The organism is Staphylococcus sp. HMSC059F04 (assembly GCF_001812565.1).
Classification (GTDB): domain Bacteria; phylum Bacillota; class Bacilli; order Staphylococcales; family Staphylococcaceae; genus Staphylococcus; species Staphylococcus lugdunensis.
In genome coordinates this window covers 24,641-50,489 of the sequence record NZ_KV809468.1, presented here as the reverse complement: position 1 = coordinate 50,489, position 25,849 = coordinate 24,641, and the positions used below count along the sequence as shown (strand labels likewise).

Below are 25,849 nucleotides of genomic sequence, written 5' to 3'. Positions count from 1 at the left end.
TGGATGGCTATGATATTAGCGGTTATATAAATAATGATAAAAAAATAGCTTTTACAGCTGGTGTAAGATCTACAGAGGGTTTTCAATTTGATGGAAACATATCAAGCTCTGCCAAACTTGAAGTAATGTATAAAAACAATCCAAAACCTGTATCTGAAATAAAGAAAGAACAAAACAAAAAAGAGGATAAGTAAATCAAAGTTGTAACTAAGTGACATTTTAAGTGATGTTTTACGCTGAGATATGTTCTTTGTTGCAGTGAGAAAGGATATTTGTATATTATTGACTTATATATCAGGTCATTCATTTTTATCTTCTACGCTAACAGCAACAACCACTATTATAATATTTTTTATTGTTAATAAATGGGGAAGAAAATCATAGAAAAGAGAAGGTAAAACCGCACTCATTTGAGCGTAATTTTTTATACAAAACAAGGAACGTTCCCTATAGCTTATAATGACTGGTGTTATAGTATTTTAAAACACCCTCCGTTTCCGTAACATCATTAACCCAATTAAATCAATGTTTAATTCACGTGATTTAATTGGGTTTTGTTTGTGACTTTTAAAAATTCACTACCTAACTTTATTTGTTCTTTTTATCAGATTTTTTTCCATCCAATTGTTTATCTACGTCTTTATCTCGATGCTTATCTTTAATCTCTTTTTTATCATTGCGTTTATCTGCACTTTCTTTCTCTGTCTTTTCGGCATGACCACAAGCGCCTAGTACGAGTGTACTTGCAAGTAAAATTCCAAAGAACTTTTTCATATGTGTTCCTCCTAAAATTTGATTGACAGCAATATTTCAACAATATTCTGAAAAAAGTTGCACTTCAACCTATAAGTTAACAATATTAAGAGTTGAAATCATCTTATGAGATGGTGTTATAAAATGCAACTATAAGTTATTGTTGTTGTTTGGATGATTTACTGTCAATTTTATCTTTAATAAATTTAATAATATAACCTGTGATAATCGCTTTTATTACGCGTTTTAGAAAGTTTTTCATGTATTTACTCCTCTAATTTGAATTAGTCTATACATATTTATACCCATTTAGCATAAAAATAAAGCTTACATGTTTGAGTTGAGCAGTAAACTTTAAAACTATTTCCTTTTATTTTTAATAAAAGAATGTGTGGTTTTTAATTATTGTTATATGAATTAAAAAATAATAAAAAGACGGGTATTTAGTCTACATCGACTTTAATACTCGCCTTATAAAGCTTACATGATTTATTGTTTATAACGCACCGCCTAAAGCACTTAAATAGATAGCTATTGCATACAGTACACCAAAAAATGTATTGGCTTTGCCAGTAGCTACCATAGCTGGCATCATAGTTTCAGGTGTATCGTTTTTATTAAAACGACGTACAGCTTTGACTGGCATAGGGAAAGATAAAATGGGTAATAGATAAAGTAATGAGCCTTGTGGTTTAAATAGAGCAGTATAAATTACAATAAGATATGCAATGACATATAAAATGGCCATGAGTGTGATGGATGCTTTTTTACCTAGTAAAATTGGCAAAGTTTTACGTCCACTTTCTTTATCTTTTACTCGATCACGTGTATTGTTTGCCATATTAATAAGTCCTATTGTTATAACTATAGGTATACTCACCCAAACAGCATAGCCTTGTATATTACCTGTTTGGATAAAAAATGATAATAAAATGATAATCATACCCATAAATATACCTGAAAACAATTCTCCTAACGGTGTCCAAGAAATCGGTATTGGACCTCCAGTATATAAATAGCCTACTGCCATACAAACTAAGCCGACAGGAATAATCCAGAAGGAACTTTGTACAGCTAAGAATATACCGAGTAATGCCGCAATAATATAAAATGCAACCGCAAGTTGCATGACGGATTTCGGACTCATACCATTGCGAACAATAGCGCCTCCAATACCTACAGAATTGTGGTCATCTAAACCTTTTTTGAAATCATAGTATTCGTTAAACATGTTTGTAGCTGCTTGTATTAATAAACAAGCTAGTAACATAGCTAAAAATAAACTAAATTTAAATTGGTCTTTGCTACCTAATAGAAAAAGTTTCGAAGCAGCACTCCCAACTAATACAGGAACTACTGCCGCTGTTAGAGTATGAGGTCGCATAAGCTGCCAATATTTATTGACAGTTGAGTATTGAGAATATTTATTTGACATAATAGATGATACCTCTTAAAAAGATTTATTTTATTATAGATATTTTAAAGGAATCGTACATAAAGGTCAATTAACCGAGAAAATGATATGTTTATTTAAGCAATTAGCCATACAGGTAACTTTAAAAATGATACAATAATGTAATGAATAAATATAGATATGAAAGAAGTGAAATGAATGGCTGCGAATCTTTTAGAAGACGAGATTAATCATGTGTTATATTCGAGTAATAAAGATTGGGTGTCAGTAGAGACAAAGTTACATCGTGAGCTTAATCCAAGTGAATTACTTCAACTAACTGAAGCACAAGCGGGAGATCGTTTTTACTTACGTTTAAATGATAATAAGTCTTCGTTTTTCGGCTATCATGCAATTCAAAAATTTCAAAACAACTTTGATAATAAACAGAATATATTTCGAGAATGGGAAAAATTCAAACATGATATTGAGTTGATTTATCCAGAAACGGATAAACATCATTTAAGGATTTGCGGTGGATTTCAATTTTCCAGTCATAAGTCAGATGATGAATGGCGCGAGTTTAGTATTAATCATTTTATAGTCCCTGAAGTGTTAATTTCAAGGGATGAAGAAGGTACTGTACTAACTTATACGACAAAACGGCTATCTTTCGATATGTCCCGTTTCAAAGAGATCATTGATTATTTTGAACATGCAGATATCACTTTAGACGATGATGAAATTTTAAATGTTACTAAAATGGAAGATATTTATAAAGATGAATGGCGGGACTTGGTTCAAGAGACCATTGACTACATAGATGCGCACAAAAAAATTGTTTTAACACGACGGAGACTAGTGAAATTTGCTAATAACATTAATATTGCGCATGTACTTGAGCGTGCAATGGCTAATGAAAGAAATAGTTATATTTTTCTTATCGAGTCTAATGAATCCATTTTCATTTCACAAACGCCGGAACAATTATTTAAAGTTGAGAATCATGTTTTATCAACTAAAGCAGTTGCCGGAACGATTAAACGTACACATGAAGAAGCAGAAGATAAAGCAAATGTTGAATCATTTTTAAATGATCGTAAAAATTTAGATGAACATCGTTTTGTTGTTAATAGCATTTTAAATGATATTGAACCATATGTAACGCAGGTGGATTATAACAAAACACCTAATATTTTAAAAAATGACCACTTATATCATTTATATACTCAAATTACAGGCAAATTAAATGATAAACCTTACAGTGATTTAATTGACTTTATGCATCCTACTCCAGCATTAGGAGGATATCCTAAGGAAGAAGCTTTACGCTATATAGAGCAAAAAGAGTTTGGTACGCGAGGACTTTATGGTTCACCGGTTGGCTTTATTGATGTATATAATGATTGCGAATTTATAGTTGCCATTCGATCAATGCTTGTGAAACAAAATCAAGCTACTTTATTTGCTGGTTGTGGGATTGTTAAAGAATCTAATCCTGATAGTGAAGTGGCTGAAACGGCAGTTAAATTCTTACCGATGATGAATGCATTAGGAGTTGTGAATAAGAATGAATCATAGAGAAGTATTAACATTACAAGTGTTTACGTTTGCGTCTGAACTATACGCTTATGGTGTGAGAGAAGTAGTGATTAGTCCGGGATCAAGGTCAACGCCGTTAGCAATTGCTTTTGAAGCCCATCCAGATATCAAAACTTGGATACATCCCGATGAACGAAGTGCTGCCTTTTTTGCTTTAGGTTTAATAAAAGGTAGTGAAAGACCAGTAGCTATACTATGTACTTCTGGAACAGCAGCAGCAAATTACACACCAGCAATTGCAGAGAGTCAAATTAGTCGTTTACCATTGATTGTGTTAACGAGTGATCGACCACATGAATTAAGGAGTGTGGGTGCACCGCAGGCTATTAATCAAGCACAAATGTTTAACAATTATGTTAAATATCAATTTGACATGCCAGTTGCAGATGATACAGCATTTACACTTGATACAGTACATTATCAAATGCAAATAGCAAGTAATTATTTATATGGACCACATAGAGGGCCAATACATTTTAACTTGCCATTTCGAGAGCCGTTGACACCTAATTTAGAATGTACAGAATATTTAACTTCTGAAGATAAAGCTTTACCACATTATACTAAGACGATGGATATTCAATCATTACAACCTATGTTACAACAATTAAAAGGACTTATTATTGTTGGTGATATGCAGCATCAAAAAGTAAATGCAATATTAACATATGCAGAACGTTATGATATTCCAGTTCTGGCCGATCCAATTAGTCAGCTACGTCAATACCATCATCCCAATGTAATAACGACGTATGATTTGTTATTTAGGTCAGGGTTTGAACCTGATGTAGATTTTGTTATTCGAGTAGGAAAACCAGTTATATCTAAAAAGTTAAATCAATGGTTACAAAGCACGAAGGCTCAGCAAATTTTAGTTCAAAATAATGATCAAATTGACGTCTATCCAAAAGTACCTAATCAAGCTATTGAAATGTCTGCAAATGACTTTTTTGCGATGTGTCAACAAGCAGAATGGGTTGATCGAAGTGCTTGGTTAAAACAATGGCAACAGCTTGAACAGCAAGCCCGTGAACATATTGTTGACCATGTTATGCAAGCAACGGATGATACGGCATATGTATATGAATTACTAAATAAATTGACTCATAAAGATAAACTTTTTGTGAGTAACAGTATGCCGATTAGAGATGTGGATAATTTACTTTTCAATTGCGAAGCGGAAGTATATGCAAATCGAGGTGCTAACGGTATTGATGGTGTTATTTCTACTGCACTAGGTATGGCAGTTCACCAACATGTTACATTATTGATTGGAGATTTAGCATTTTATCATGATATGAATGGTTTATTGATGGCAAAATTGAATGATATTCATCTTAATATTGTCATAATTAATAATAATGGTGGCGGCATCTTTTCATTTTTACCACAAAAGGAAACTGCAGCTCACTATTTTGAACGATTATTTGGTACGCCAACGGGATTAGATTTTTCATATACTGCACAACTTTATGACTTTCAGTTTGAACGCTTTAATTCAGTGCGAGATTTCCAATCACAATCATTAAATCAGCACTCGCGCACAATCTATGAAATTCAAACTGAACGTGAAGATAATAGACAGCAGCATCAGAAGCTGTATCAAAGGTTGAGTGAATTAAAAGATGTTACATTATAATTTTTATCAAGCAAAGCAATCTTCAGAGCAATTAATCGTATTACTTCATGGCTTTATTAGCGATAGTCGCACGTTTGATCCATACATTGAAATGTTTACTTCAGAAGTGAATGTTGTGACGATTGATTTACCAGGACATGGGAACGATACAAGTAATAGTAAACTGACATGGGATTTTTCTTTCATTACACAAGTCATAGACGAGGTTTTAGCGCATTTTAGTGATAAGAAGGTATATTTGCTTGGCTATTCCATGGGTGGGCGTGTCGCGCTTTATTATGCATTATATGGACAATGTAGATTATCGGGATTGATACTTGAAAGTACATCACCAGGTATACAGCAAGCCGATGAACGTTTAGAACGCCAACAAATAGATGCTGCACGTGCTAAAGTGTTAGATATTGCGGGTCTAGAGGTGTTTGTAAATGACTGGGAGAAATTACCATTATTTTATACTCAGCGTGACTTAGACAGATCAGTGCGACAAAATATACGTCATTTAAGATTGGATCAAAATCCAACGCGACTCGCTCAGGCTTTAAGAGATTATGGCACTGGAAAGATGCCTAATTTATGGGAAGCGATTAGCAGTTTACATATGCCTACGTTGATTATGGCAGGGGAGCTAGATGTTAAATTTGTTAATATTGCTAGACAAATGACTGATTTAATGGGTACTAGTCAACAAGCTGTCGTGCCTAATGTTGGGCATACAATTCATGTGGAAGATAAAACAGAATTTGGTACAATAGTACTAGCTTTTTTAAAGGAGGAGCAAAATGACTAGACAGTGGGAAACCCTTAGAGAATATGATGAAATTAAATATGAATTTTTCGAAGGAATTGCTAAGGTAACAATTAATAGACCAGAAGTGCGTAATGCTTTTACGCCTAAAACAGTTGCTGAAATGATTGATGCATTTAGTCGCGCGCGTGATGATCAAAATATTTCAGTTATCATCTTAACTGGTGAAGGTGATAAAGCCTTTTGTTCAGGTGGTGACCAAAAGAAACGTGGACATGGTGGTTATGTAGGTGAAGACCAAATCCCTCGTTTAAATGTGTTAGATTTGCAACGTTTAATTCGTGTCATTCCTAAACCAGTCATTGCAATGGTTAGAGGTTATGCTATTGGTGGAGGTAACGTGTTAAATGTGGTTTGTGATTTAACAATCGCAGCTGATAATGCCATCTTCGGACAAACAGGACCTAAAGTAGGTTCATTTGATGCTGGTTATGGCTCAGGCTACTTAGCAAGAATCGTTGGACATAAAAAAGCACGTGAAATTTGGTACTTATGTCGTCAATATAATGCTCAAGAGGCATTAGACATGGGCTTAGTTAACACAGTGGTGCCTTTAGACCAAGTTGAGGATGAAACGGTTCAATGGTGTAAAGAAATTATGAAACACTCACCAACAGCTTTGCGTTTCTTAAAAGCTGCAATGAATGCAGATACTGATGGCTTAGCTGGTTTACAACAAATGGCAGGGGACGCTACATTACTTTATTACACAACTGATGAAGCGAAAGAAGGTCGTGACGCGTTTAAAGAAAAACGTAACCCAGATTTCGATCAATTTCCTAAATTCCCATAAGAAATTTAATGTATATATAAATAAATGATGATTAAAGGACACTTAAAGTGTATTGTTTAGACTAATTAGTATGGTACGTCTAACATTGCTTATTAAGTGTCCTTTTAACTTTTATATACTCAATTATAATTATTTGTTAAAAATTGTTTTAATCGACGCATGCCTTCTTGTAACACAGGCATATCGTATGCATAAGAAATACGTATATGGCCTTTGCCTATATCTGTAAAAGATGAACCCGGCACGATTGCGACGTGTGCTTCCTCTAACAAGCGTACACAAAAATTAAAATCATCATCAGTGAATGCTTTAATGCTTGGGAAAATGTAAAATGCACCTTCAGGTTGCGCATTCAACTCAAATCCCATCTCAGTCAATGATTTAAGTAAATAATCACGACGTGTGATATAAGCTTCATTCATATATTGAGGGGCTTTTAACCCTTCGTTTAACGCAGCTATACAAGCATATTGTGCCGGAACATTAGCGCAAATACAATTATAGGCGTGCATAAACGTCAATTTTTCAATTAAGTAAGCAGGGCCAAGCAAAAAACCAATTCTAATACCAGTAGCAGAATGGGATTTGCTAAGACCTCCGATTAATAATAATTGATTTCTAATTGCTTCAAATTCAGCAAAAGACGTGTGATATCCTTTAAATGTATTTTCAGCATAGATTTCATCACTTATGATGAAAATAGGATATTTTTTCAACGTATTAACAAGTGCGTACACTTCATCTCGACTTAAAATAACGCCAGTAGGGTTAGTCGGATAATTCAATAAAATGACCTTTGTTTTACCCGTAATATGTGCTTCTATTTGTTCAGGTGTAACCTTAAACTGACTTTTAGTTGTGTCGATATAAACTGGAACACCTCCTAATGTTTCAACTAAAGGAATGTATCCAGCATAGATAGGACCAGGAATTAATACTTCATCTCCAGGTTCAATGATGCTGCGCAAGGATGTATCAAGCGCTTCACTTGCACCATTTGTAATAATAATTTCTTCTTCTGGACTATAGATAAAATGATATTTATCGTTGAAATACTGACTAATTGCCTTACGTGCTTCTAATAACCCTTTGTTATGTGAATAGCTAGTATGGTCTAATTCAATTGCCTTAATATAAGCTTGTTTCACACTATCCGGCATTGGGAAGTCAGGTTGACCTATAGTCAAATTCACGCAATCATCAATATCTTTCATACGATTTGAAAATTGTCGTATGCTGGGCGCTCGCAAATAGGTAGAATTTGAATTTAATGATAACTTCATATTTACACCTCTAAAAAAACCAAATTATAGTTGCTATGCGAATGATAGTTTAAATTATTTCTATCATACCATAGATAAAGACTATAATTTGGCAATTTACTTAATATTTTAAATTTTCACAATTAATCTTTAAAAGCTGAAGGTTTTTTTAAATGAATTAATGGATTCACAAATTTGCATATGGGTTTGCTGGATAACACTAAGACGATGATTGCAGACAAGCCAAATAAATAAAGATACGTATATATGTTAACAGGTTCTTGGAATGGGAATAGTTTATAACCACGTACAACCCCAATAACTAAGCCATGTAATAGATACACTTGCATCGTGCGTCTACCGATATATGTGAGTTTGACTTTATGTTTTGGTACTAAAATTAAAAATGACAACATCGTCGTTAAGATAATCACATACAATAACAATCGTTTAAGTGGACTGTAAACGTCATTTGGATGCTCACCTACAGATGTATATGCACTGCTGCCTAATAACCAATCGGCGTTAATAGGATGAAGTACATAGCCTACAAAGAACAAACATAAAATAATTATAGATATCGGTATTAACTTTTTATTTCTTAATAATTTAGTATTTTTCTTAGTCATTAAGTATCCTAAATAAAAAATTGGAAAGAATACAATCGTTCTTGAAATACTTAAATATTCACCAATATTATTAGAATAACCAGCTAATAAAGATACAACTAATGAAATAGTTAGCACATATACTGGTTTGTAATTTTTAACGATGACTAGAATGACATGAAAGAAAAATAGTGTTAATAGAAACCACAGCGCAAAAACAGGATTAAATGGATCTAAATGAATGGCATCTTCTTTACCAGTTAAATAATAATAAATTGAGAAAAAAGCAAAGAATAAAGCGTAAGGAACAATTAGTTTTTTTGCTACTTTTTCTAAATAGTTGGGTTGCTCAATATTTTTGGCAAAATACCCAGAAATAAAAAGAAAAGTTGGCATATGGAAACTATAGATTAATAAATACAATGCGGACAAATATTTATCTTCAGACGTATAAGACACTAATAAATGTCCCAACACGACAAGAAAGATTAATACGGCACGTGCATTATCAAAAAAGTAGTCTCTCTCTTTTAATGTGGACATTTATGTTATAACTCCTTTTATATGTTAACTGTATCTAATTTATTATATTTAATGACAGAAATGCAACGAATTTAATCATTTTGTCGAATGGTATTGTATATTTTTCCAATAAATCTTATAATATTATCAATTAAATAATAGTGGAGTAGAACAACAATGTACAAACAACTAGAAAATCTTATTACACTTACCAACAACGACTTGAACTTAGTGAACAGACGATTTGGCCAAAGAACAGATATTACGGCCGACCAATTAGAATTATTACGTATTTTATACAATTATGACCGTTTATCGCAGTATGATTTAACGATGAAGATAAGTAGAGAACAGTCTATTGTATCGCGATGGATAAAAAAATTAGTGTCAAAAGGGTATATTATGAGTCAACAGTCACATGAAGACTTACGTTGTAAAGAATTAACCTTAACAAATGAAGCACGTGATTTAATTAAACAAATCAATACGGCACGATGCGAATTAATTGAAGCGCGTTGCCAATGCTTAACAGAGGAAGAGGTTGAAAGCTTAACACAATTACTTAATAAATTAAACAGTAGACATATTTATTTATAATTCTAATAATCATGTTATATGCAGAACGAGTTGATAAGACCTCACAGTCTTATCAACTCGTTTTTGTGATTTTTACATTGAAGAAACAAACAGTGATACTTTTATGTGTATATGAAGTATCACTGTTTGCTTTAAATATTATTTATAAGTTGGAACATCGAAATATTTACCAGATTCGTGAATTGTATCGTAGAAATTTTTCATATTTTGCGCATTGACGCTTGCCCAAGTGACACCCGTAGCATATTGGTGTTTACCTGGATTTTCAGGATTCCATCTCATTTTATAAAGTGTGTTTTGTCCAGCTTTAACATAAGATTGTCCAATAAATTGAGCGCCGCCAACAATTGCTTTTTCTACAGAGTCCCATCCAGCTTTTTTAGCATAAGTTATACCATCAAAAACAGGATTGCTATCGTATGCTCCAATACCAAAGACGTTATGGTATTTAATTGCGGTTGTTGTGCTTAACTTACCATTGACAATATTAGCACCTTTAGCTAATTGTGATTGACCACGTCCTGTTTCAAGTAAAGCATGTGAAATTAAATAAATTTCATTTAAGCCATATTGTTTAGCAGCTTGGCTGAATGCTTGACCTTGATTCTCTAATACACCGCAACCTTTTAATAAATTATTCAAACTAGCAACCGATAAGTACTGTGGTTGATCTAATTGTAAAAATTGATATTTTTGAACAGGATCATTAACAAATTTTGATGTGTCCATCGCACTTTTAACTTCTGCGAGTGTAGCATTACGCCATTTTGATGGACCAACATAAGATTGTGGCGGGTAAGGTAATGACATTTGTAATTGTGCTGCGGCATCTAAAGTCATACCTGTTGCTGAATATTTAATCAATTCTTGTGACAAGTCATTTTCATTTATCCAAGCAAATTGACCGTCGCTAAATTGTCCGTAATACCATTTCACACCATTCACCACTTGGTATTTTGCGACAACGAATGTTTGTTCATAATAAGGGCTTAATAAATGCTTTGTTTGCAAGCTTAAATCGTCATAGAAATAGCTATCCTTATTATTAATAACAAACGTATAATTATATGCTGTGTTTGAAGATAATGATGTTAAATCTTTTTCTGCAATCCAACCTAGCTTGTTATTAACACTACCATATAAATACTTAACGCCATCGATTGTGACTGATTTTGTCGCTTTAAATGTACGTTGTGCTAATGAATTTGCTTGTTCCAATTGTTGTTGCGTTGTACCCCAAGGGATTGAATATAAACCTTGGTTTTTACTGTTAACGCGATATTGATTTGTAACTCTATTTTCAGTTCCATAATTCTTAATATTAACATCTTTAATGTTATACCAACCGATAGGGGTATTTTGATTATGATTTGTTAATAGTACATAAGTATTATTGCCAACTGTACGCTGTTTAGTGATAGTGAATGTTCGATTGCCATATTTAGCAGCATTTTTACCAGCTTTATCATAAACGCTTGTGCGTATGCCTGAATTATTTACTTTAACTTGGCCAATCTTATTCACTGTTTGTACAGCTGAAGCAGCTTTTTGTGTTGTTGAAGCCGTTGTTACTTTTGTTGTTGGTGTTGTTTTAACAGCTAATGTACGCACAGCTGATTTAGCAGGTGTAGCAACATCGCTTTGTTTAATCCAGCCCCATTGATGATTGATTGAACCATGTAGGTATGTTTCTTTACCAACTGTTAATTGGTCAATTGAATTAAACTGACCGCCATTTTTAGGCGTTTTACCAACAACTTGGTTGTCTTTGCTCCAAGGAACGTAATAAATATTGGCGTTACCTTTAACATTGTATTGTTTCTTAACTTTTGTTGGTGTGCTTTGAGCAATAGTCACTTGATCTGCTGGTACCCAGCCACGTGTAACATTACCGTTAAAATCTGCTAATAAATAATAAGTTTTATTATTTAATGTCGCTTTTTTATTGATTGAGAAAGTTCTTCCACTTAATAATGGATTTTCTTTAACTGTTTTATCATATACTGTTGTATAAGCGCCTTTAGTATCAGTTGATACTTGACCTAGCGTATTGGTTAAATTTGAAACATTTAATTTTTTAGAATTATCTGTTGATGGCTTTGTCGATGATGAATCATTGTTTATAGCAGATAAATATGCTTTACTAATCCAACCAGATTTACCATTCACTGTACCGTATAAATAAGTAGCTGTACTAATCATTTGTGATTTTGTTGCTTTAAATGTTTGGTTGCTTGAACCTGAAACTGTTCCAGCTACTTGACTTGGCGTACCCCAAGGAACAGTGTAAAATTTTGTGCCTGGTTTAACACTGTATGATTGATTAACTTTAACAGGGGATTTTGCCGTGTTATAAACCACGTCACCTTGTTTTACCCAACCAAATGTTTTACCAGTATTGTAATCATTAACTAAGTAAAATTTATCATTACCTAGAGTAGCTTGTTTAGTAACTGATAACGTTTTTTGTACTTGGTTTGTTTTCTTGCCTGTTTTATCATAAACAGTGACAAATAAACCACTATTTGATGGTTTAATTTGCGCCACACCAGAGTTCGTACTTACTTTAAGTTTTCCTGGATTTGTAGGTGTTGAAGGTTTTGATGGATCTGTTGAGCTTGATGTGCCCCAAGGTGCAACTTGCCCTGTTTTAATAAGATATTTTTCATTAATCAAGTCATATAGTTCCGCATAACTATAACCATGAGACTGTAAGTATGCATGTGGGTCAGTATGGTCTGTGCCACCTAGCCAATGACTTACAGCATAATGTGTCCATACCGTACCATTACCATCATTTTCAGCACTATCAGGTTTTAAACCATAATATTGAAGTTGTGTTGCTGCATAATCAGCATAGTTGTTCATCGAACGCGCAAATGAAGCATAGTCATGCGTATGCACAATTTCGACATTAATAAATCGATTGTTAGCATTTGGGCCTGCTCCCCAAGAAAGGTAATCTGTAGGTGCTGTTTCAACAATTCGATTACCGTCTACAAACGCATGTACAAATGCAGAGTTGTAGTTACGTTTCATGAAAGCAATTTCACCATCGATAGTAGAATTATCGTTTGCTGTATCATGCACCACAATACCTTCAGGTTTTCCAACACCATTTCTATAGCCATATTTAGGGAAATAAGATGTATAATCTTCTTCAATTTTAGGTGCTTGTATATTATTTTTACGTATGTAATCATTAATTGAAGAATTAACTTGTGGCTTATATTTAGGTAATGATGATGTTGCTTTATATGTACTTACAGCTTTTCTAAATCCAGTAAAGCCAGATGTTGATTTAGCTGTTTGAGCTTTAGTTGCACTTGAGCCCATACCGCCAACGCGTCCTTGATAAGTAGTAACGCTATTAGACTGTTTTTGTGCAGTATTTTGAGTAGATACTGCTTTTTGATTTGTTGTCTCAACATTGTTTTGTGATTTTAGTGATGTATTTGCTGCTTGTGTAGCTTGTTGCTTTGTCGTTGTAGACACATTTGCATTAGCTTGCTGTTTTGTTTTGTTACTTTGTGCAGCATTTTGGTTATATGTTTGAGCATCTTGACGTGCTGTAGTTGTGTCAGCTTGTTGTTTTGCTTGTTCAGCTTGTTGTTGAGACGCTGTTTTAGTTTGTTGTTGATTTTTTGCATTTTGTTGCTGAGACGTCTGTGCATGAGTTTGGTCAGTTAACGTATCTAATTTAGCATCATATGTTTGACCTGACGTTGTATCTGATGATTTAACTAATGAAGGATTATGATAGGCTTGAACGCCTGATACATTTTGAGCTGCGTTAGATACAGCTTTTTTTGCCTTGTTTGCTTTAACGACATCATTTTGTTGATCAATCACATTTTTGTTTGTAGATTGATCTGTTGTTGACTCAGCTGCGTGAGCATGTTGTGCAGTTAATGTTGCTCCAAAAAGCGATAATGCAAGCATTGACGGCAATTTAAGATTGAATTTTTTCGTCATATTTCGTACTCCTTAATAATTGTTAAATACAATTTCATTATAAGGCTTCTCCTTATAAAAAAGATTAATTTAACGATTTTGTAAACTAAGTTTAATTTTACTTTTTAAAAAGAAATGATTAAATGACTTACAATGCGTTGTAGCAATGTTTCAAAGTTAATACTATTTATGTGAGAAAAAGCAGATATGTCATAATTTAGATGTTCCTGTAATCGAAACGTAATATTAATAAAGATATTTTTCCATTTTGATATGCTCAATTTGTTCTTCCATAAAGGGTTGACCTACTGTGGAATAGCCTAATAACTTATAAAAAGGTTTGGCATGTATTTGCGCATGTAATGTCACATAGCTATATCCTTGTTCATGGATAAATTGTTCGATAGCTAGCATCAATTTCTTACCTACACCCGTTCTGCGATATAATTTAATGACTGCAATTCGTTCAACTTTAACAGAAGTATTGTCGTTTCTAAACCGTCCACAGGCAATGGGTTTACCTTGATGATCATAACCAATGACATGTGTGCAATGTTCTTCAAACGCATCTAGTTCATGCGCTAAAGGAACACCTTGTTCTTCTACAAATACGGTCTTACGTATGTTAAAGCAATCAGTCAGCATTGCTTTATTTGTTACAATTTTAAATATCATCTTATCTCTCCTTTATGCATAAAATATTACCCCTTTGCTTATATGACTAATCTAAATATCAAATTTGCTTGTCTATCGAATATCATTAAACTGATTTTACCTTTTAATTATCCAACAAATGTGGATACGCCTATTTTTTGTGAAAAAACGATGTGATACTTACAATGCCATTTTTTGTATGTGTGCAACTGTTTCTGTCAGATAACATGTTTATATTGGTTGACTGGATTGAAAATGTGTTTATTACAAGCTTTTTTCAATCCTAGTCAACCTTGTGGAGGTGGGACTACGAATTCATAATGAATACTGTCCTGCTATCTTCTTTATATAAATAAAGAAGATCCTAAGACATAATGATTATGTTTAGGATCTTAACTAAGTGAATGATATTCCGCAACTTAATTTTTCTAGGAATACTGTCTCAGATTCATATATGTGTATTAAATTGCTTCTTTTCTAATAATAGCTGTATATTGCCAAAAAATTCTCATTTGGGCAATATTCCAATTATTCATTCCCATTGTGAAACCAGAAGGTCTAAAGATGGTAACATCTGTTACTTCTAGTGCAGCTGCTACAAGATATTGTAATGGAATACTTAAGTTTTTCATTGTTTCAGTAATACCATTTTCGTCGTAGACCCAAGAAAAGGGTAAATCTGATTCGAAGACATCTACTTTATCAAATATTTCTGGTAATGCAAGTATATAGCAGGCACCATCGACAACCGGGTTCTCAGCGCTGTGACTATAATAGACGAGTAAAGCCTCATAGTTTTCACGATGTTCGTGATTGACATAAAAGAATTCATTTCTAAACAAAGCCATATCTTTACTATGGATAATTTGTTGTTCTAACATATTAAACATTCCATTAATATTGGCAATTTTTTCGTAAGTTTTACGAGACATTTAATGAACTCCTCTCCATATTAATACGTTTGTGCTGAATTAGTTTGACTTTGATTATTCGCATCATTGTTGTATTGAGTGTTACCAGTATTTTCATTTTGTTGATTGTTAGTTTGATTAGCTGAATTATCTTGGTTCGATGACTCCTTATCATCATTTGAAGCTGTGCTGTCTTTTTGATTTTTACGCAATAAGCTTTCTTCTAATTCGGTTAATGGAACGAGAGAACCATAGTGTTTGATTACGCGTTCGTCTAAGAAATCATCTTTATCTGTAATTTTAGATAGACCTAAGTCAGAACGCAAAATATTTGAATATTTTTGAATGCTTTTCACACTAGGATTGTAATAATAAATTCCATTTAGATAGTCATCGCTACCTTTAAGTTGCGAAGTTTTAAAATCAACATCATCAGAAAGGTATCGTGATGCTAAAGCCTCAATTTGTTTTGTAGTTAAATTATGTTTGGCATTTTTGCCAGCAATCTCTATGAGGTTGTCTAATTTATCGTAAGAATCCATTTCTTTGGCTTTTTTAAATAGTAATTTTATTAATTCCATTTGACGCTCACCACGTTTTAAGTCTGAATCATGATGACGTGTTCTGGCAACGGCTAGTGCTTGATCACCGTTTAATTTTTGATAACCTTTTTTAATTTTTATTTTACCTGAATCTTCTTTGTTCGGTTCACTTAAATTATAGGGTACATCATAATAGATTCCACCAAGTTCATCAACTGCTTGTACAAAGGCTTCCATATTTATGCGCACATAAAAATCTACTGGTACATTTAAAGTTGCTTCTACAGAATCCATTGCAGCTATAGGGCCACCATAAGCATGTGCGTGTGTGATTTTATCATAATAGCCTACTTTTGGTATGTAACTGATTGTATCACGTGGAATACTTAGCAATCTAATTTGTTCTTTCTTAGGGCTAAATGTTGATAGGATCATTGCATCAGTACGTGAATGTTCAGTTGACTGACCGTTTTTACGTCTACTGTCATTATCGTCTATACCTAAGAATAGAATTGAAACTGCATCTTTAGATGGGTCAACTTTTCCTTCACGTAAGTTAGATTGACGTTGTGCATCATTTTTACTATACGATGTTTGAAATGCACTTTCAGAACTTTTAAATAGTTGGTAAGCGAAAATTGCAGGCACAGCAATTAAAGCGAAAGTTAATAATATCATAAAGTATTTCAGGATTTTGTTCATATATTGTGCTCCTACGAATTAAAAATAGTGGATGACCACTTTAAATTGTCATTATAGCCCTCAATTTTATAACTTTATAGACTAAATTACAATACTTATCTTAACAAAGTTTTTACAAAGTTAAAACAATATCTCCGATGAAAACTAAATAGTCAACCGTATAACAAAACTGTTATATCAGACATCCTACGACCTTAGTAGGATGAATTTTTAGTAGAATGGCATAAGATAAACTTAGTGCAATCGCTGAATAAATAACTTATAATATAAAAAAGTTAACTAACGAATTGCAACTAAATGTATTACACGATGTGTAAACAAGAAAATTTTTGTGAGGACCAAAGCGCATGAATATAAATAAAAAGTTAATAGGCATTATTGTTATACCATTTGTATTGCTAGGAATTTTAGTATTTTCATTTCACCAAATGTGGAATGATGACACGGGCAATAAATCTCAAATAAAGATATCAACGAATAAAGAAGATAGTGCCGACTCGAATGAGGATTACATAGCAAAAAGAAATAAAAGTGTAAAAGATGTTGCCAATTTAAAGACAATAGAAGCTAAAGGCAAGCAATATCAAGAAATAAATAAATATCTTAAAAAGCAAAAATTTAATGGAACAATTGCGGTTTTTAAAGATGGTAAATTAGTTATGAACAAAGGGTATGGTTATCAAGATTTTGAACATAAGATCAAAAGTTCACCTAATACAATGTATTTGATAGGTTCAGCTCAAAAATTCACCACTGGTTTAATGCTTAAACAACTTGAACTTGAGCATAAAATTAATATTAATGCACCAGTGTCTAAATATTTACCTTGGTTTAAAACATCAAAAAAGATAACGTTAAAAGATTTAGAACTACATAAAAGTGGATTATATAAATTCCAAGCATCTCCGTCTTATGAAACTTTGGATGATGCTGTGCATGCTATACAAGAAAAAGGTATGGACCCTAATGGCTATCATAAACATTTATATAATGACGGCAATTATCTTGTGTTAGCTAAAGTTATAGAAGAGGTAACACACAAACCATACGCGCAAAATTATTATGAACGCTTAGGTAAACCATTAAAACTTAATAACTCAGCATTTTTCAATGAAAAGCCATTTCAACAACATATGGCGATAGGTTACTATTACAAAAATAATAATTTAATAAGTGCCAAGCCGAATACACTACAAGAATATTATGGTGCCGGTAATTTATTCATGACGACTAAAGATATGGGTGTTTTACTAGAAAAATTAATTAATAATAAAATTTTTGATCAATCAGTAACTAATCCGTTCATTCATGAATTTGGTACCAAACGCTATCCAACTAATTATCGCTATGGCTTTTATACGTTCCCTAAATATAATAGAGTCAGTGGTATGTTTAATGGTCAAAATTTTACTGGTTTTTCTAATGGCAAATATACAGTGGTTTTAGGGACAAACAAGATACTTTCAAATACTACTAATAACGAATATAAAATTACGCATATATTCCAAAATATCTTAAAACAAAACTATGATATTAATGTATATGGTAAAAAGTTCTATTAAAAATAACCAGGTTGGGACATCAATCCCAAAGTAATAGCACAAAGATGATTTGACATTAAAAATCGTCTTTGTGCTTCTTTTATATTCAATACTGCGCGTTTATATATGAATTTACACTAAAATGATTTTTAAAAAATAAGAACCTTTCACATTATTTAATAAATTTCTCTAAATGAGAGGACTTATGTATAAAAACAATAACCTGCCTCTACATAAGTTACCAAATAGAAACTTCAGTCTTAATAGCCTACAAATGATATCTCTGACCACATTAATGACATTATGAAAAGCATATAGGGCTTTGCCGTTGTCATTTTAAATCGTTACATGAATGTCTCAGACTGATTGTTATGCTTATTTACAATATGCTAATGAAGACAAGAAACTTTCTAGATACTGATTAGATTGTGATGATGTTACGACCGTACAATTCGGATTGTTAGACTTAATATCAACTACTGTAGCACCCTTTGTATATTTACCATTGAGCTCAATTTGTAATCTTGCTGATACAGTATGATATTGATTGGGATTTAAAAGATATAGAATTGTAAAGACATCATAGACATTTAAACCGTGTTCAATGTTTTCAGTGCGATAATGCTGAAATAAATGATAGAGCATTGTTCCAGTTTGATTTATTTGTTTTAGCTGTTTAACTACTGAATGGGGCAAGGGAGATTGTCTTGCTAAATCCAATCCGACCATCGTTAACGGGACACCAGAGTTTACTACAATATTGGCTGCTTCTGGGTCACAATACATATTAAATTCAACTAGGGGAGTTACATTTCCTCGACCTAGACTACCACCCATAAAAATAATTTCCTTAATATAGTGTGCGGTTTCTGGATAGGTTGCTAATAATAAAGCGATATTTGTTAGTGGTCCTAAAGCAATAATGATCACGGGTTCTATACTTTCTATAAGTACATCTTTTATAGCTTCTACAGCTTTAGTAGAAGCTAAATCAGCAGTGGTTATTGGAGGGAAATCATACCCTGCCATACCTGATTCACCATGGACTTCTCGTGCGTCATATAAATCATTAATTAATGGATGAGCAGCACCACGATGTACGGGTACGTTACTATTAAAAAAGGATTTTAATTTAAGCGCATTACGTGTTGTATTCTCAATGTCGACATTACCATTCACGGTTGAAATCATTTTTATGTCTATGTAGGGATGATTTAAAGCAATACTAATTGCTGCTGCATCATCAATACCAGGGTCCGTATCAATAATAATAGGGAAAGTCATTATTATCTTCTCCTTATGTCATTTTTAGTCTTAGTTTACCTTAAAAAATAAATGCAAACAAAAAACCAGCTATCAAAGATTTTACTTTGATAGCTGGTTTTCACTTACATTCATAAGTTAGTAGCGCATTATAAGTGGTGTGAGTGTCCACCTTGCATTACCCAGTACGTACCGATAACAGTAACAAGGGTGATGATAATGGCAAAAATAACTTTGAATGATTGAACTTGTCCATCTTTACCTTCAGTTAAATGCATAAACATTAATAATTGAAGGGCAGCTTGGATAAATGCAAATCCAAAAATGATTGTAACTTTAGCATGGAAAGTCAATGTTGTGTATAGAGTTACAAACACTGCTAAAAGCGTTAATACGATAGAAGCAATAAATCCGATTGTATGTTTTACGATTGTATTCATCCGCTATACACCATCCCTATCATATATACGGCAGTGAAGATGAAGATCCAAACAACATCTAAGAAGTGCCAGTATAAACTTACAATGAATAACTTAGGAGCATTGTATTTATTCAATCCACGAGTTGCTACTTGGATTAATAAGCAAATGATCCAAACAATACCTAACGAAACGTGGGCACCATGAGTACCTAAGAGGATGAAGAAACTTGACCAGAACGAACCGATTGTTGGATTTACACCTTCGCTAGCATAGTGCGCGAATTCGTATATTTCAAATCCAACGAATACAAGGCCTAATGCAAGTGTAATAATCATCCATAACATCATTAAGTTTTGCTTTTCTTTACGCATATAGTAAATTGCAATACCACATGTGTAAGAACTTAATAACAAGGCAAATGTCATAATCAATACGAGTTTTAACTCGAATAAATCAGTTGTCAATTTACCTGCATAATCGCCACCATGTTGTAACGTTAATAACGTTGCAAATAGTGTACCAAATAAGGCAAATTCGGCTGTAAGGAAAATCCAAAAGCCAAGTTTATTTAGTTCACCTTCATGCGTACGTGCATCAATAGTTTTTACATCATGACTCATGACTTACAGCCTCCCTTTCTTTAATTCGTGCTTCTCTTAAGCGAGCTTCATTTTCAGCAACTTCAGAAGCTGGAATATGATATCCGTGATCTTGAACGAAACTTTGATAAATCATCGTACCAAATACACCTACTAAACAGATTAGGGCAGGGATGATTGTTTCGAAGATTAAGAAGAAACCACCGATAGTCATGAAAATACACATCCAGAAACCAGTGTGTGTATTGTTAGGCATGTGAATGTCTTTGTAATTATGGTTGTCTAAGTAGTGACGACCATGTTCTTTCATATCAACAAATGTATCATAGTCATTCCAGTCTGGAGTGATTGCAAAGTTGTATTTAGGTGGAATAGCTGAAGCAGTAGACCACTCTAATGTACGACCAAGACCATCCCAGTTATCACCAGTTGCTTCACGAGGTGCTTTAATATGGCTATAAACGATGCTAACAACAAGGAATAAGAAACCTACTGTCATTAATAGGGCACCGATTGTTGAGATGAAGTTTAGTAAAAACCAGCCATCTGAAGGCATATACGTGTATAAACGACGTGGCATACCATCTAGTCCAAGAATGAATTGTGGTAAGAAACAAACGTTAAATCCAATCATGAACAACCAGAAACACCATTTGTTTAATGTTTCATTTAATTTGTAACCCATCATCTTAGGATACCAGAATATTAAACCAGCTAAGCAGGCAAATACTACACCAGTAACCAATGTATAGTGGAAGTGAGCTACTAAGAAATAAGTGTTGTGATATTGATAGTCAGCTGATGCCATCGCTAACATTACACCAGTAACCCCACCTAATAGGAAGTTAGGAATAAATGCTAATGAGAATAACATCGGTGACTCGAAAGTAATTCGACCTTTGTATAGTGTTAATAACCAGTTAAATAGTTTTACACCGGTTGGTACACCAATTAGCATTGTTGAGATTGAGAAGAATGAGTTGATTAATGCACCATTACCCATTGTGAAGAAATGGTGAACCCAAACTAAGAAACTCAAGAATGCGATACCAGCAGTTGCCCAAACCATACTTTGATGTCCGAATAAACGTTTACGAGCAAATGTTGGGATAATTTCAGAGTAAATACCAAATGCAGGTAAAATAACGATATATACTTCAGGGTGCCCCCATACCCAGAAGAAGTTTGCCCATAACATAGGCATACCGCCGTCTGCAACGGTAAAGAAGTGTGTTCCAAAGATTCTATCAGCTGTCATTAACGCTAATACAACAGTGAATACTGGGAATGCCAAAATGATAATTAATGTTGTAACAAATGCTGTCACTGAGAACATTGGCATTTGCATAAATTTCATTGTTGGCGTCTTCGCTCTAAGAATTGTAACGAAGAAGTTGATACCGGTCATCAGTGTACCAATACCCGATAGCTGAATCGCAATCAAATAGTAGTTTACACCTGGACCAGGACTGAATTCGCCAGCTAATGGTGCATAGTTTGTCCAACCAGCAGCTGGTGAACCACCAATAATAAATGATAAGTTGAATAAAATCATACCAGCAAAGAATAACCAGAAACTAATGTTATTCATAACTGGGAAGGCTACATCACGCGCACCAATTTGTAATGGAATAACAACATTCCATAAACCGAACACAAATGGCATAGCCATAAAGATAATCATGATAACACCGTGTGTACTAAAAATTTCATTATAGTGGTTTGATTCTAAGAACTTGTTGTCTGGTACAGTTAATTGCGTACGAATTAACAGTGCATCAATACCACCACGAACGAACATTAATACTGCACAGATTAAATACATTAAGCCGATTTTTTTATGGTCTACGGATGTGAACCATTCAGTGTATAGATATTTCCATAATTTGAAATAAGTAATTACCGCAATAACAGCGATGACTAAGAATGGTGCACCAATTTGTGCAGCTGTAATCATCCAGTTACCTTTAACTAGTAATTGATCCCATGGAAAATTCATTAATGTCCACCTCCATGATCATCATCGTGCTTAGACGCATTTTCGTCTTTAGCAGATTTTGAGATTTTTTCCATTTCCTTATGATTGTGTTTTTCTTCATCCTTAAATTTACCTTCATAAGGATCATCGTTGCCAAGAATCATAGGTTTCATTCCATGACGTGCATAGTTAGCATTTGTAACTTTAACTTTACGTGCAGGCTTGATTGGTTTATCAGTTACATCTTTGTAAAGATCTTTTTCATCTGTGAAGTTAGGATCTTTTAGCTCGAAATTAAAACGTTTATAAACATAGAAGATGTATTCTGGATCAGCTGCAGGGTCAACAAATGCCATATGTGTACCATTGAATGTGAGTTCTTTATTAGAAGTACTTGGTAAGAGTTGTTTATCAAAGGTATCTTGATCTAACGTTTTCTTACTGTGTGCTTCTTTAACCCATGAATCAAAATCTTTTTCACTTACAGAGTGAACTTTAAATGTTTGACGTGAGAAACCTTCACCATTGAAGTTAGAGTTACGTCCTCTGAAAGTACCTAATTGATCGGCTGTTAAAGTCCAATCCATAGTCATGCCAGTCATGGCATATTTTTGACCACCCAATTGTGGAATCCAGAAACTTGTCATGGTATCCATCGCTTGAAGCTTGAATGTTACCGGACGGTCTTTAGGAATAGTTAATGTATTCACCGTTTCGACCTTCTGATCTGGATAAGCAAAGAACCATTTATATCCAGCACTTACTGCGTAGATTGTAATAGGATCTTTGTCCTTTTGAGGTGGTTTTTCGTAATCGTATAAAGTTTTAACTGTTGGAATAGCTAAAGCAGTTACGATTAAGATTGGTACCACAAACCAAATAGTTTCAATTAAACCATTGTGGTGCATCTTACCAGATTCGTCATTTTTATTATAACTGTACTTAAAGATAAAAACGGCGAACATCGTAAGTACAACAGCAACAATAACAAGCATGAAGACGATTGAGTAGATAATCAAGAACTTCTGACTACTTGCTACTGGCCCTTTTGCATTAAAAACTTCTAAATTGGAACAACCACTAAGCAATACCAGTGTCCCAAACATTAGAAGCAAAGACTTAAATTTTGACACTTTTTTGACCTCCTAATACTACAAATGTAGGGCTTATCATTAATTTTAGTTTATTACGCAATATTTACAAGTACCTATAAGAAAAAAATTAAAATTATATGTAGGGAAAGACTAATAATGTGAGTTGTGGCGGGAAGTCCGAGATTTGTTAAAATTATGTGTCCATTCTGTGAAACCTAATATTTTAGCGGGAAGAATAGCAGATCAAGGGAATAGTTGAGAATGGTTATCATTTGTAGGGGTTAAGCGGTTTCCAGAATATTAAAAAAGACAGAGTTAAAACGCTCTGTCTATGTATCAATTATTTAACTTCGATATATCGGGTTGAAGTTTCAAGTGCGCCATCCGAATCAACGACTTCATATTTGACTTTATATTTTCCTGCTTTTGTTGTGTCAACATGGCCGTCAACTTGAATTTTATGTGTTAAATCTCCATCCTCTTTATCATACGCGCGTATACCTTTCAAAGGATGGTATTGTTGTCCTTTTTCAATAACTATATCATTTACTCCCTTTAATTCGGGTGCGTGGTTAGTAGTTGCTTCTGCACTTAAATTTGGGGTAACAAGGGTAGCGGAGACACCAAGCGCTGAAAGTGACTGTATTAGTTTATTCATATTTTGTTTACCTCCGAGTCATTAAGTCGTCTATCTATTTATCTTCACTATACACGTTTAGTTTTTATAATTCATCGTACTATAGTCCTAATATACAATAAATAAAATTTAAATTAAATAAACATCTAGAAAAATATTTATTAAGGTTTTGTAAAATGACTAATTTGTGAATTATTTTGCATAATAGTGAATTAGGTCCAATCTAAGGTTTAGAATAAAAAGTGGAAATAAGTTTGTATCATTAAGGGAGTTGAAGTTATGTTAACTGAGAAAGAAATGGATATTGTTCAACAAACAGTACCCGTATTGCAAGAAAAAGGAACAGAAATTACATCAAACTTTTATAACAGAATGTTTAAGCAACATCCAGAGTTAAAAAATATGTTTAACCAAACCAATCAACAAAAAGGATTTCAATCCACAGCGTTAGCACAAAGTGTGTTAGCAGCAGCTATTAATATAGAACATTTAGAACGGATTATGCCAGTGGTAAAAGAAATTGCTTATAAACATTGTGCTTTACAAGTACCACCAGCAGGATATGATATTGTAGGAGAAAATTTAATTGCTGCTATTAAAGATGTTGTCGGACTTGATGATAGTAGTCCAATCATACAAACATGGAAAAATGCTTATCGAGAAATAGCACAAGTATTTATTGATGTAGAGCAAGAGATATACAGTCGTATGTTATGGGAAGGCTTTCAACCATTTAAAATTGTTAAAATTGAAGAATTATCTTCCGATATTAAAGCATTTACTGTTGAATCATCGCAATATGATTTAAGTCGCTTTGAACCTGGTGAATATATTACGGTTGATGTCTCAAGTGATAAAATGCCTTACCGAGCTAAACGTCATTATTCAATTGTAGCTGGAACACCACAGCATTTAACCTTTGCAGTTAAAAGAGATGTTTCTACCCACCATGAAGGTGAAGTGTCTACTATTTTGCATGATGAACTGCATGAAGGGGACGATATTAATCTCTCCGCGCCGGTGGGACCATTTAAAGTAGATAATAACAGAGACAAACATTTGTTTTTAGGTGCAGGTATTGGTGTAACACCGCTCGTTCCAATGTTTAAACAAGTAATCGATAATGATAAACAATCACATTTTATTCAAGTAACTGCAGATACTGATGATACGCCATTTGTTAATATATTATCTCAGTATAGTGATAATGCTACAGATGCAAGCTATGAATTATATGATCGCTCAGTGCAAGGATATTTAAAACAAGCTGATTTAGTACAACATATTGATGAACAAACTGCAGTATATGTTTGTGGAGGTACTAAATTTTTACAATCAATGATTAGTATGTTAAGAGAAATGGGTGTAAATGAAAGTCAAATTCATTTTGAAACATTTGTGCCTAAATTAAGTGTTGAAGTATAATATTGGATAAAAACGATCTAGAAAACGCCATGCTAAGATATAAATGCGACGTATTTTGGCGAGACTCTTGAGGGAACAGGACAAGCTGAAGACAGGGGCACCAACAAAGAGAAATGCGAAAAGCATTTCGTCGATCAAAGCAAGTTGGGG

At 33.5% G+C, this 25,849-nt stretch carries 23 protein-coding genes; 8 read left to right on the top strand and 15 right to left on the bottom strand.

Annotation, left to right across the window (positions count from 1 at the left end; genetic code table 11):
- The coding region (locus HMPREF2864_RS05150) for a DUF1433 domain-containing protein (protein ID WP_083299489.1) at positions 1-194 on the top strand (194 nt) is incomplete at its 5' end.
- A 394-nt stretch (positions 195-588) separates the two neighbouring features.
- Here the strand turns inward: HMPREF2864_RS05150 and HMPREF2864_RS05145 are convergent.
- The 3 genes from HMPREF2864_RS05145 to HMPREF2864_RS05140 all read right to left on the bottom strand — a co-directional run bounded on the left by HMPREF2864_RS05145 (position 589) and on the right by HMPREF2864_RS05140 (position 2,188).
- On the bottom strand, positions 589-774 hold the full coding sequence (locus HMPREF2864_RS05145; RefSeq protein ID WP_002459476.1) for a hypothetical protein: 186 nt from the start codon (positions 772-774) through the stop codon (positions 589-591).
- Positions 775-910: 136 nt separating this feature from the next.
- Positions 911-1,015, bottom strand: a complete 105-nt coding sequence (locus HMPREF2864_RS12300) for an SAR1012 family small protein (RefSeq protein WP_002478399.1) — start codon at positions 1,013-1,015, stop codon at positions 911-913.
- 234 nt (positions 1,016-1,249) lie between these two features.
- Complete coding sequence (locus tag HMPREF2864_RS05140; protein ID WP_070544895.1) at positions 1,250-2,188, bottom strand: 1,4-dihydroxy-2-naphthoate polyprenyltransferase; 939 nt, start codon at positions 2,186-2,188, stop codon at positions 1,250-1,252.
- Between the two features lie 177 nt (positions 2,189-2,365).
- Between HMPREF2864_RS05140 and HMPREF2864_RS05135 the strand changes: the two genes are divergently transcribed.
- The 4 genes from HMPREF2864_RS05135 to menB are packed head-to-tail and all read left to right on the top strand — an operon-like array spanning position 2,366 to position 6,988.
- Positions 2,366-3,727 (top strand): isochorismate synthase, encoded by a 1,362-nt coding sequence (locus tag HMPREF2864_RS05135; RefSeq protein ID WP_070544894.1) that lies wholly within the window; start codon positions 2,366-2,368, stop codon positions 3,725-3,727.
- Complete coding sequence (menD, locus tag HMPREF2864_RS05130; protein ID WP_002459473.1) at positions 3,717-5,387, top strand: 2-succinyl-5-enolpyruvyl-6-hydroxy-3-cyclohexene-1-carboxylic-acid synthase; 1,671 nt, start codon at positions 3,717-3,719, stop codon at positions 5,385-5,387. Before HMPREF2864_RS05135 ends, menD begins: the two co-directional genes overlap by 11 nt.
- Positions 5,374-6,177 (top strand): 2-succinyl-6-hydroxy-2,4-cyclohexadiene-1-carboxylate synthase, encoded by an 804-nt coding sequence (menH, locus tag HMPREF2864_RS05125; protein ID WP_070544893.1) that lies wholly within the window; start codon positions 5,374-5,376, stop codon positions 6,175-6,177. Before menD ends, menH begins: the two co-directional genes overlap by 14 nt.
- Positions 6,170-6,988 (top strand): 1,4-dihydroxy-2-naphthoyl-CoA synthase, encoded by an 819-nt coding sequence (menB, locus tag HMPREF2864_RS05120; RefSeq protein WP_070544892.1) that lies wholly within the window; start codon positions 6,170-6,172, stop codon positions 6,986-6,988. Before menH ends, menB begins: the two co-directional genes overlap by 8 nt.
- Positions 6,989-7,107: 119 nt before the next feature.
- Here menB and HMPREF2864_RS05115 read toward each other — a convergent pair whose 3' ends face one another.
- Both HMPREF2864_RS05115 and HMPREF2864_RS05110 read right to left on the bottom strand, forming a co-directional pair.
- A complete protein-coding gene (locus HMPREF2864_RS05115; RefSeq protein ID WP_002459470.1) occupies positions 7,108-8,271 on the bottom strand; it encodes an aminotransferase class I/II-fold pyridoxal phosphate-dependent enzyme in 1,164 nt (387 codons plus the stop codon).
- Positions 8,272-8,393: 122 nt separating this feature from the next.
- Positions 8,394-9,401 (bottom strand): acyltransferase family protein, encoded by a 1,008-nt coding sequence (locus HMPREF2864_RS05110; protein WP_060795309.1) that lies wholly within the window; start codon positions 9,399-9,401, stop codon positions 8,394-8,396.
- A 156-nt stretch (positions 9,402-9,557) separates the two neighbouring features.
- Here HMPREF2864_RS05110 and HMPREF2864_RS05105 point away from each other — a divergent pair, with 156 nt between their 5' ends.
- Positions 9,558-9,977, top strand: coding sequence for a MarR family transcriptional regulator (locus HMPREF2864_RS05105; RefSeq protein ID WP_002459468.1), 420 nt, complete (start codon positions 9,558-9,560; stop codon positions 9,975-9,977).
- Positions 9,978-10,115: 138 nt separating this feature from the next.
- Here HMPREF2864_RS05105 and HMPREF2864_RS05100 read toward each other — a convergent pair whose 3' ends face one another.
- The 4 genes from HMPREF2864_RS05100 to HMPREF2864_RS05085 all read right to left on the bottom strand — a co-directional run bounded on the left by HMPREF2864_RS05100 (position 10,116) and on the right by HMPREF2864_RS05085 (position 16,740).
- On the bottom strand, positions 10,116-13,952 hold the full coding sequence (locus HMPREF2864_RS05100; protein ID WP_070544891.1) for a GW dipeptide domain-containing protein: 3,837 nt from the start codon (positions 13,950-13,952) through the stop codon (positions 10,116-10,118).
- Positions 13,953-14,177: 225 nt separating this feature from the next.
- Positions 14,178-14,606, bottom strand: coding sequence for a GNAT family N-acetyltransferase (locus HMPREF2864_RS05095; RefSeq protein WP_002459466.1), 429 nt, complete (start codon positions 14,604-14,606; stop codon positions 14,178-14,180).
- 440 nt (positions 14,607-15,046) lie between these two features.
- A complete protein-coding gene (locus tag HMPREF2864_RS05090) occupies positions 15,047-15,517 on the bottom strand; it encodes a DUF2538 family protein (RefSeq protein WP_002459465.1) in 471 nt (156 codons plus the stop codon).
- A gap of 20 nt (positions 15,518-15,537) precedes the next feature.
- Positions 15,538-16,740, bottom strand: coding sequence for an LCP family protein (locus tag HMPREF2864_RS05085; protein ID WP_002459464.1), 1,203 nt, complete (start codon positions 16,738-16,740; stop codon positions 15,538-15,540).
- 347 nt (positions 16,741-17,087) lie between these two features.
- On the opposite strand from HMPREF2864_RS05085, the gene HMPREF2864_RS05080 reads away from it, so the two are divergent.
- A complete protein-coding gene (locus tag HMPREF2864_RS05080) occupies positions 17,088-18,302 on the top strand; it encodes a serine hydrolase domain-containing protein (protein WP_002459463.1) in 1,215 nt (404 codons plus the stop codon).
- A 354-nt stretch (positions 18,303-18,656) separates the two neighbouring features.
- On the opposite strand, the gene rihC is transcribed toward HMPREF2864_RS05080, so the two are convergent.
- The 6 genes from rihC to HMPREF2864_RS05050 all read right to left on the bottom strand — a co-directional run bounded on the left by rihC (position 18,657) and on the right by HMPREF2864_RS05050 (position 24,295).
- Positions 18,657-19,565 carry a ribonucleoside hydrolase RihC gene (gene rihC, locus HMPREF2864_RS05075; RefSeq protein ID WP_070544890.1) on the bottom strand — a complete coding sequence of 303 codons (909 nt, stop codon included), beginning with the start codon at positions 19,563-19,565 and terminating at the stop codon, positions 18,657-18,659.
- Between the two features lie 128 nt (positions 19,566-19,693).
- Positions 19,694-19,984 carry a cytochrome aa3 quinol oxidase subunit IV gene (gene qoxD / locus HMPREF2864_RS05070; protein WP_002459461.1) on the bottom strand — a complete coding sequence of 97 codons (291 nt, stop codon included), beginning with the start codon at positions 19,982-19,984 and terminating at the stop codon, positions 19,694-19,696.
- Entirely contained in the window at positions 19,981-20,586 is a 606-nt protein-coding gene (qoxC, locus tag HMPREF2864_RS05065; RefSeq protein ID WP_002459460.1) for a cytochrome aa3 quinol oxidase subunit III, read from the bottom strand. The genes qoxD and qoxC overlap by 4 nt, the downstream gene beginning before the upstream one ends.
- Entirely contained in the window at positions 20,576-22,564 is a 1,989-nt protein-coding gene (gene qoxB / locus HMPREF2864_RS05060) for a cytochrome aa3 quinol oxidase subunit I (protein WP_002459459.1), read from the bottom strand. The genes qoxC and qoxB overlap by 11 nt, the downstream gene beginning before the upstream one ends.
- Entirely contained in the window at positions 22,564-23,676 is a 1,113-nt protein-coding gene (gene qoxA, locus HMPREF2864_RS05055; RefSeq protein WP_060795304.1) for a cytochrome aa3 quinol oxidase subunit II, read from the bottom strand. Before qoxA ends, qoxB begins: the two co-directional genes overlap by 1 nt.
- Before the next feature lie 301 nt (positions 23,677-23,977).
- The gene (locus HMPREF2864_RS05050) at positions 23,978-24,295 is read right to left on the bottom strand and encodes a DUF5011 domain-containing protein (protein WP_002459457.1); all 318 of its coding nucleotides are present in this window, start codon (positions 24,293-24,295) and stop codon (positions 23,978-23,980) included.
- A 258-nt stretch (positions 24,296-24,553) separates the two neighbouring features.
- On the opposite strand from HMPREF2864_RS05050, the gene HMPREF2864_RS05045 reads away from it, so the two are divergent.
- On the top strand, positions 24,554-25,699 hold the full coding sequence (locus HMPREF2864_RS05045) for a globin domain-containing protein (protein WP_070544889.1): 1,146 nt from the start codon (positions 24,554-24,556) through the stop codon (positions 25,697-25,699).
- The last annotated feature ends 150 nt before the right edge of the window (positions 25,700-25,849 follow it).

Bases quoted from the DNA above. Each gene is read 5' to 3' on its own strand.
- HMPREF2864_RS05145 (WP_002459476.1), bottom strand. From the start codon at position 774: ATGAAAAAGTTCTTTGGAATTTTACTTGCAAGTACACTCGTACTAGGC.
- HMPREF2864_RS12300 (WP_002478399.1), bottom strand. From the start codon at position 1,015: ATGAAAAACTTTCTAAAACGCGTAATAAAAGCGATTATCACAGGTTAT.
- HMPREF2864_RS05140 (WP_070544895.1), bottom strand. From the start codon at position 2,188: ATGTCAAATAAATATTCTCAATACTCAACTGTCAATAAATATTGGCAG.
- HMPREF2864_RS05135 (WP_070544894.1), top strand. From the start codon at position 2,366: ATGGCTGCGAATCTTTTAGAAGACGAGATTAATCATGTGTTATATTCG.
- menD (WP_002459473.1), top strand. From the start codon at position 3,717: ATGAATCATAGAGAAGTATTAACATTACAAGTGTTTACGTTTGCGTCT.
- menH (WP_070544893.1), top strand. From the start codon at position 5,374: ATGTTACATTATAATTTTTATCAAGCAAAGCAATCTTCAGAGCAATTA.
- menB (WP_070544892.1), top strand. From the start codon at position 6,170: ATGACTAGACAGTGGGAAACCCTTAGAGAATATGATGAAATTAAATAT.
- HMPREF2864_RS05115 (WP_002459470.1), bottom strand. From the start codon at position 8,271: ATGAAGTTATCATTAAATTCAAATTCTACCTATTTGCGAGCGCCCAGC.
- HMPREF2864_RS05110 (WP_060795309.1), bottom strand. From the start codon at position 9,401: ATGTCCACATTAAAAGAGAGAGACTACTTTTTTGATAATGCACGTGCC.
- HMPREF2864_RS05105 (WP_002459468.1), top strand. From the start codon at position 9,558: ATGTACAAACAACTAGAAAATCTTATTACACTTACCAACAACGACTTG.
- HMPREF2864_RS05100 (WP_070544891.1), bottom strand. From the start codon at position 13,952: ATGACGAAAAAATTCAATCTTAAATTGCCGTCAATGCTTGCATTATCG.
- HMPREF2864_RS05095 (WP_002459466.1), bottom strand. From the start codon at position 14,606: ATGATATTTAAAATTGTAACAAATAAAGCAATGCTGACTGATTGCTTT.
- HMPREF2864_RS05090 (WP_002459465.1), bottom strand. From the start codon at position 15,517: ATGTCTCGTAAAACTTACGAAAAAATTGCCAATATTAATGGAATGTTT.
- HMPREF2864_RS05085 (WP_002459464.1), bottom strand. From the start codon at position 16,740: ATGAACAAAATCCTGAAATACTTTATGATATTATTAACTTTCGCTTTA.
- HMPREF2864_RS05080 (WP_002459463.1), top strand. From the start codon at position 17,088: ATGAATATAAATAAAAAGTTAATAGGCATTATTGTTATACCATTTGTA.
- rihC (WP_070544890.1), bottom strand. From the start codon at position 19,565: ATGACTTTCCCTATTATTATTGATACGGACCCTGGTATTGATGATGCA.
- qoxD (WP_002459461.1), bottom strand. From the start codon at position 19,984: ATGAATACAATCGTAAAACATACAATCGGATTTATTGCTTCTATCGTA.
- qoxC (WP_002459460.1), bottom strand. From the start codon at position 20,586: ATGAGTCATGATGTAAAAACTATTGATGCACGTACGCATGAAGGTGAA.
- qoxB (WP_002459459.1), bottom strand. From the start codon at position 22,564: ATGAATTTTCCATGGGATCAATTACTAGTTAAAGGTAACTGGATGATT.
- HMPREF2864_RS05050 (WP_002459457.1), bottom strand. From the start codon at position 24,295: ATGAATAAACTAATACAGTCACTTTCAGCGCTTGGTGTCTCCGCTACC.
- HMPREF2864_RS05045 (WP_070544889.1), top strand. From the start codon at position 24,554: ATGTTAACTGAGAAAGAAATGGATATTGTTCAACAAACAGTACCCGTA.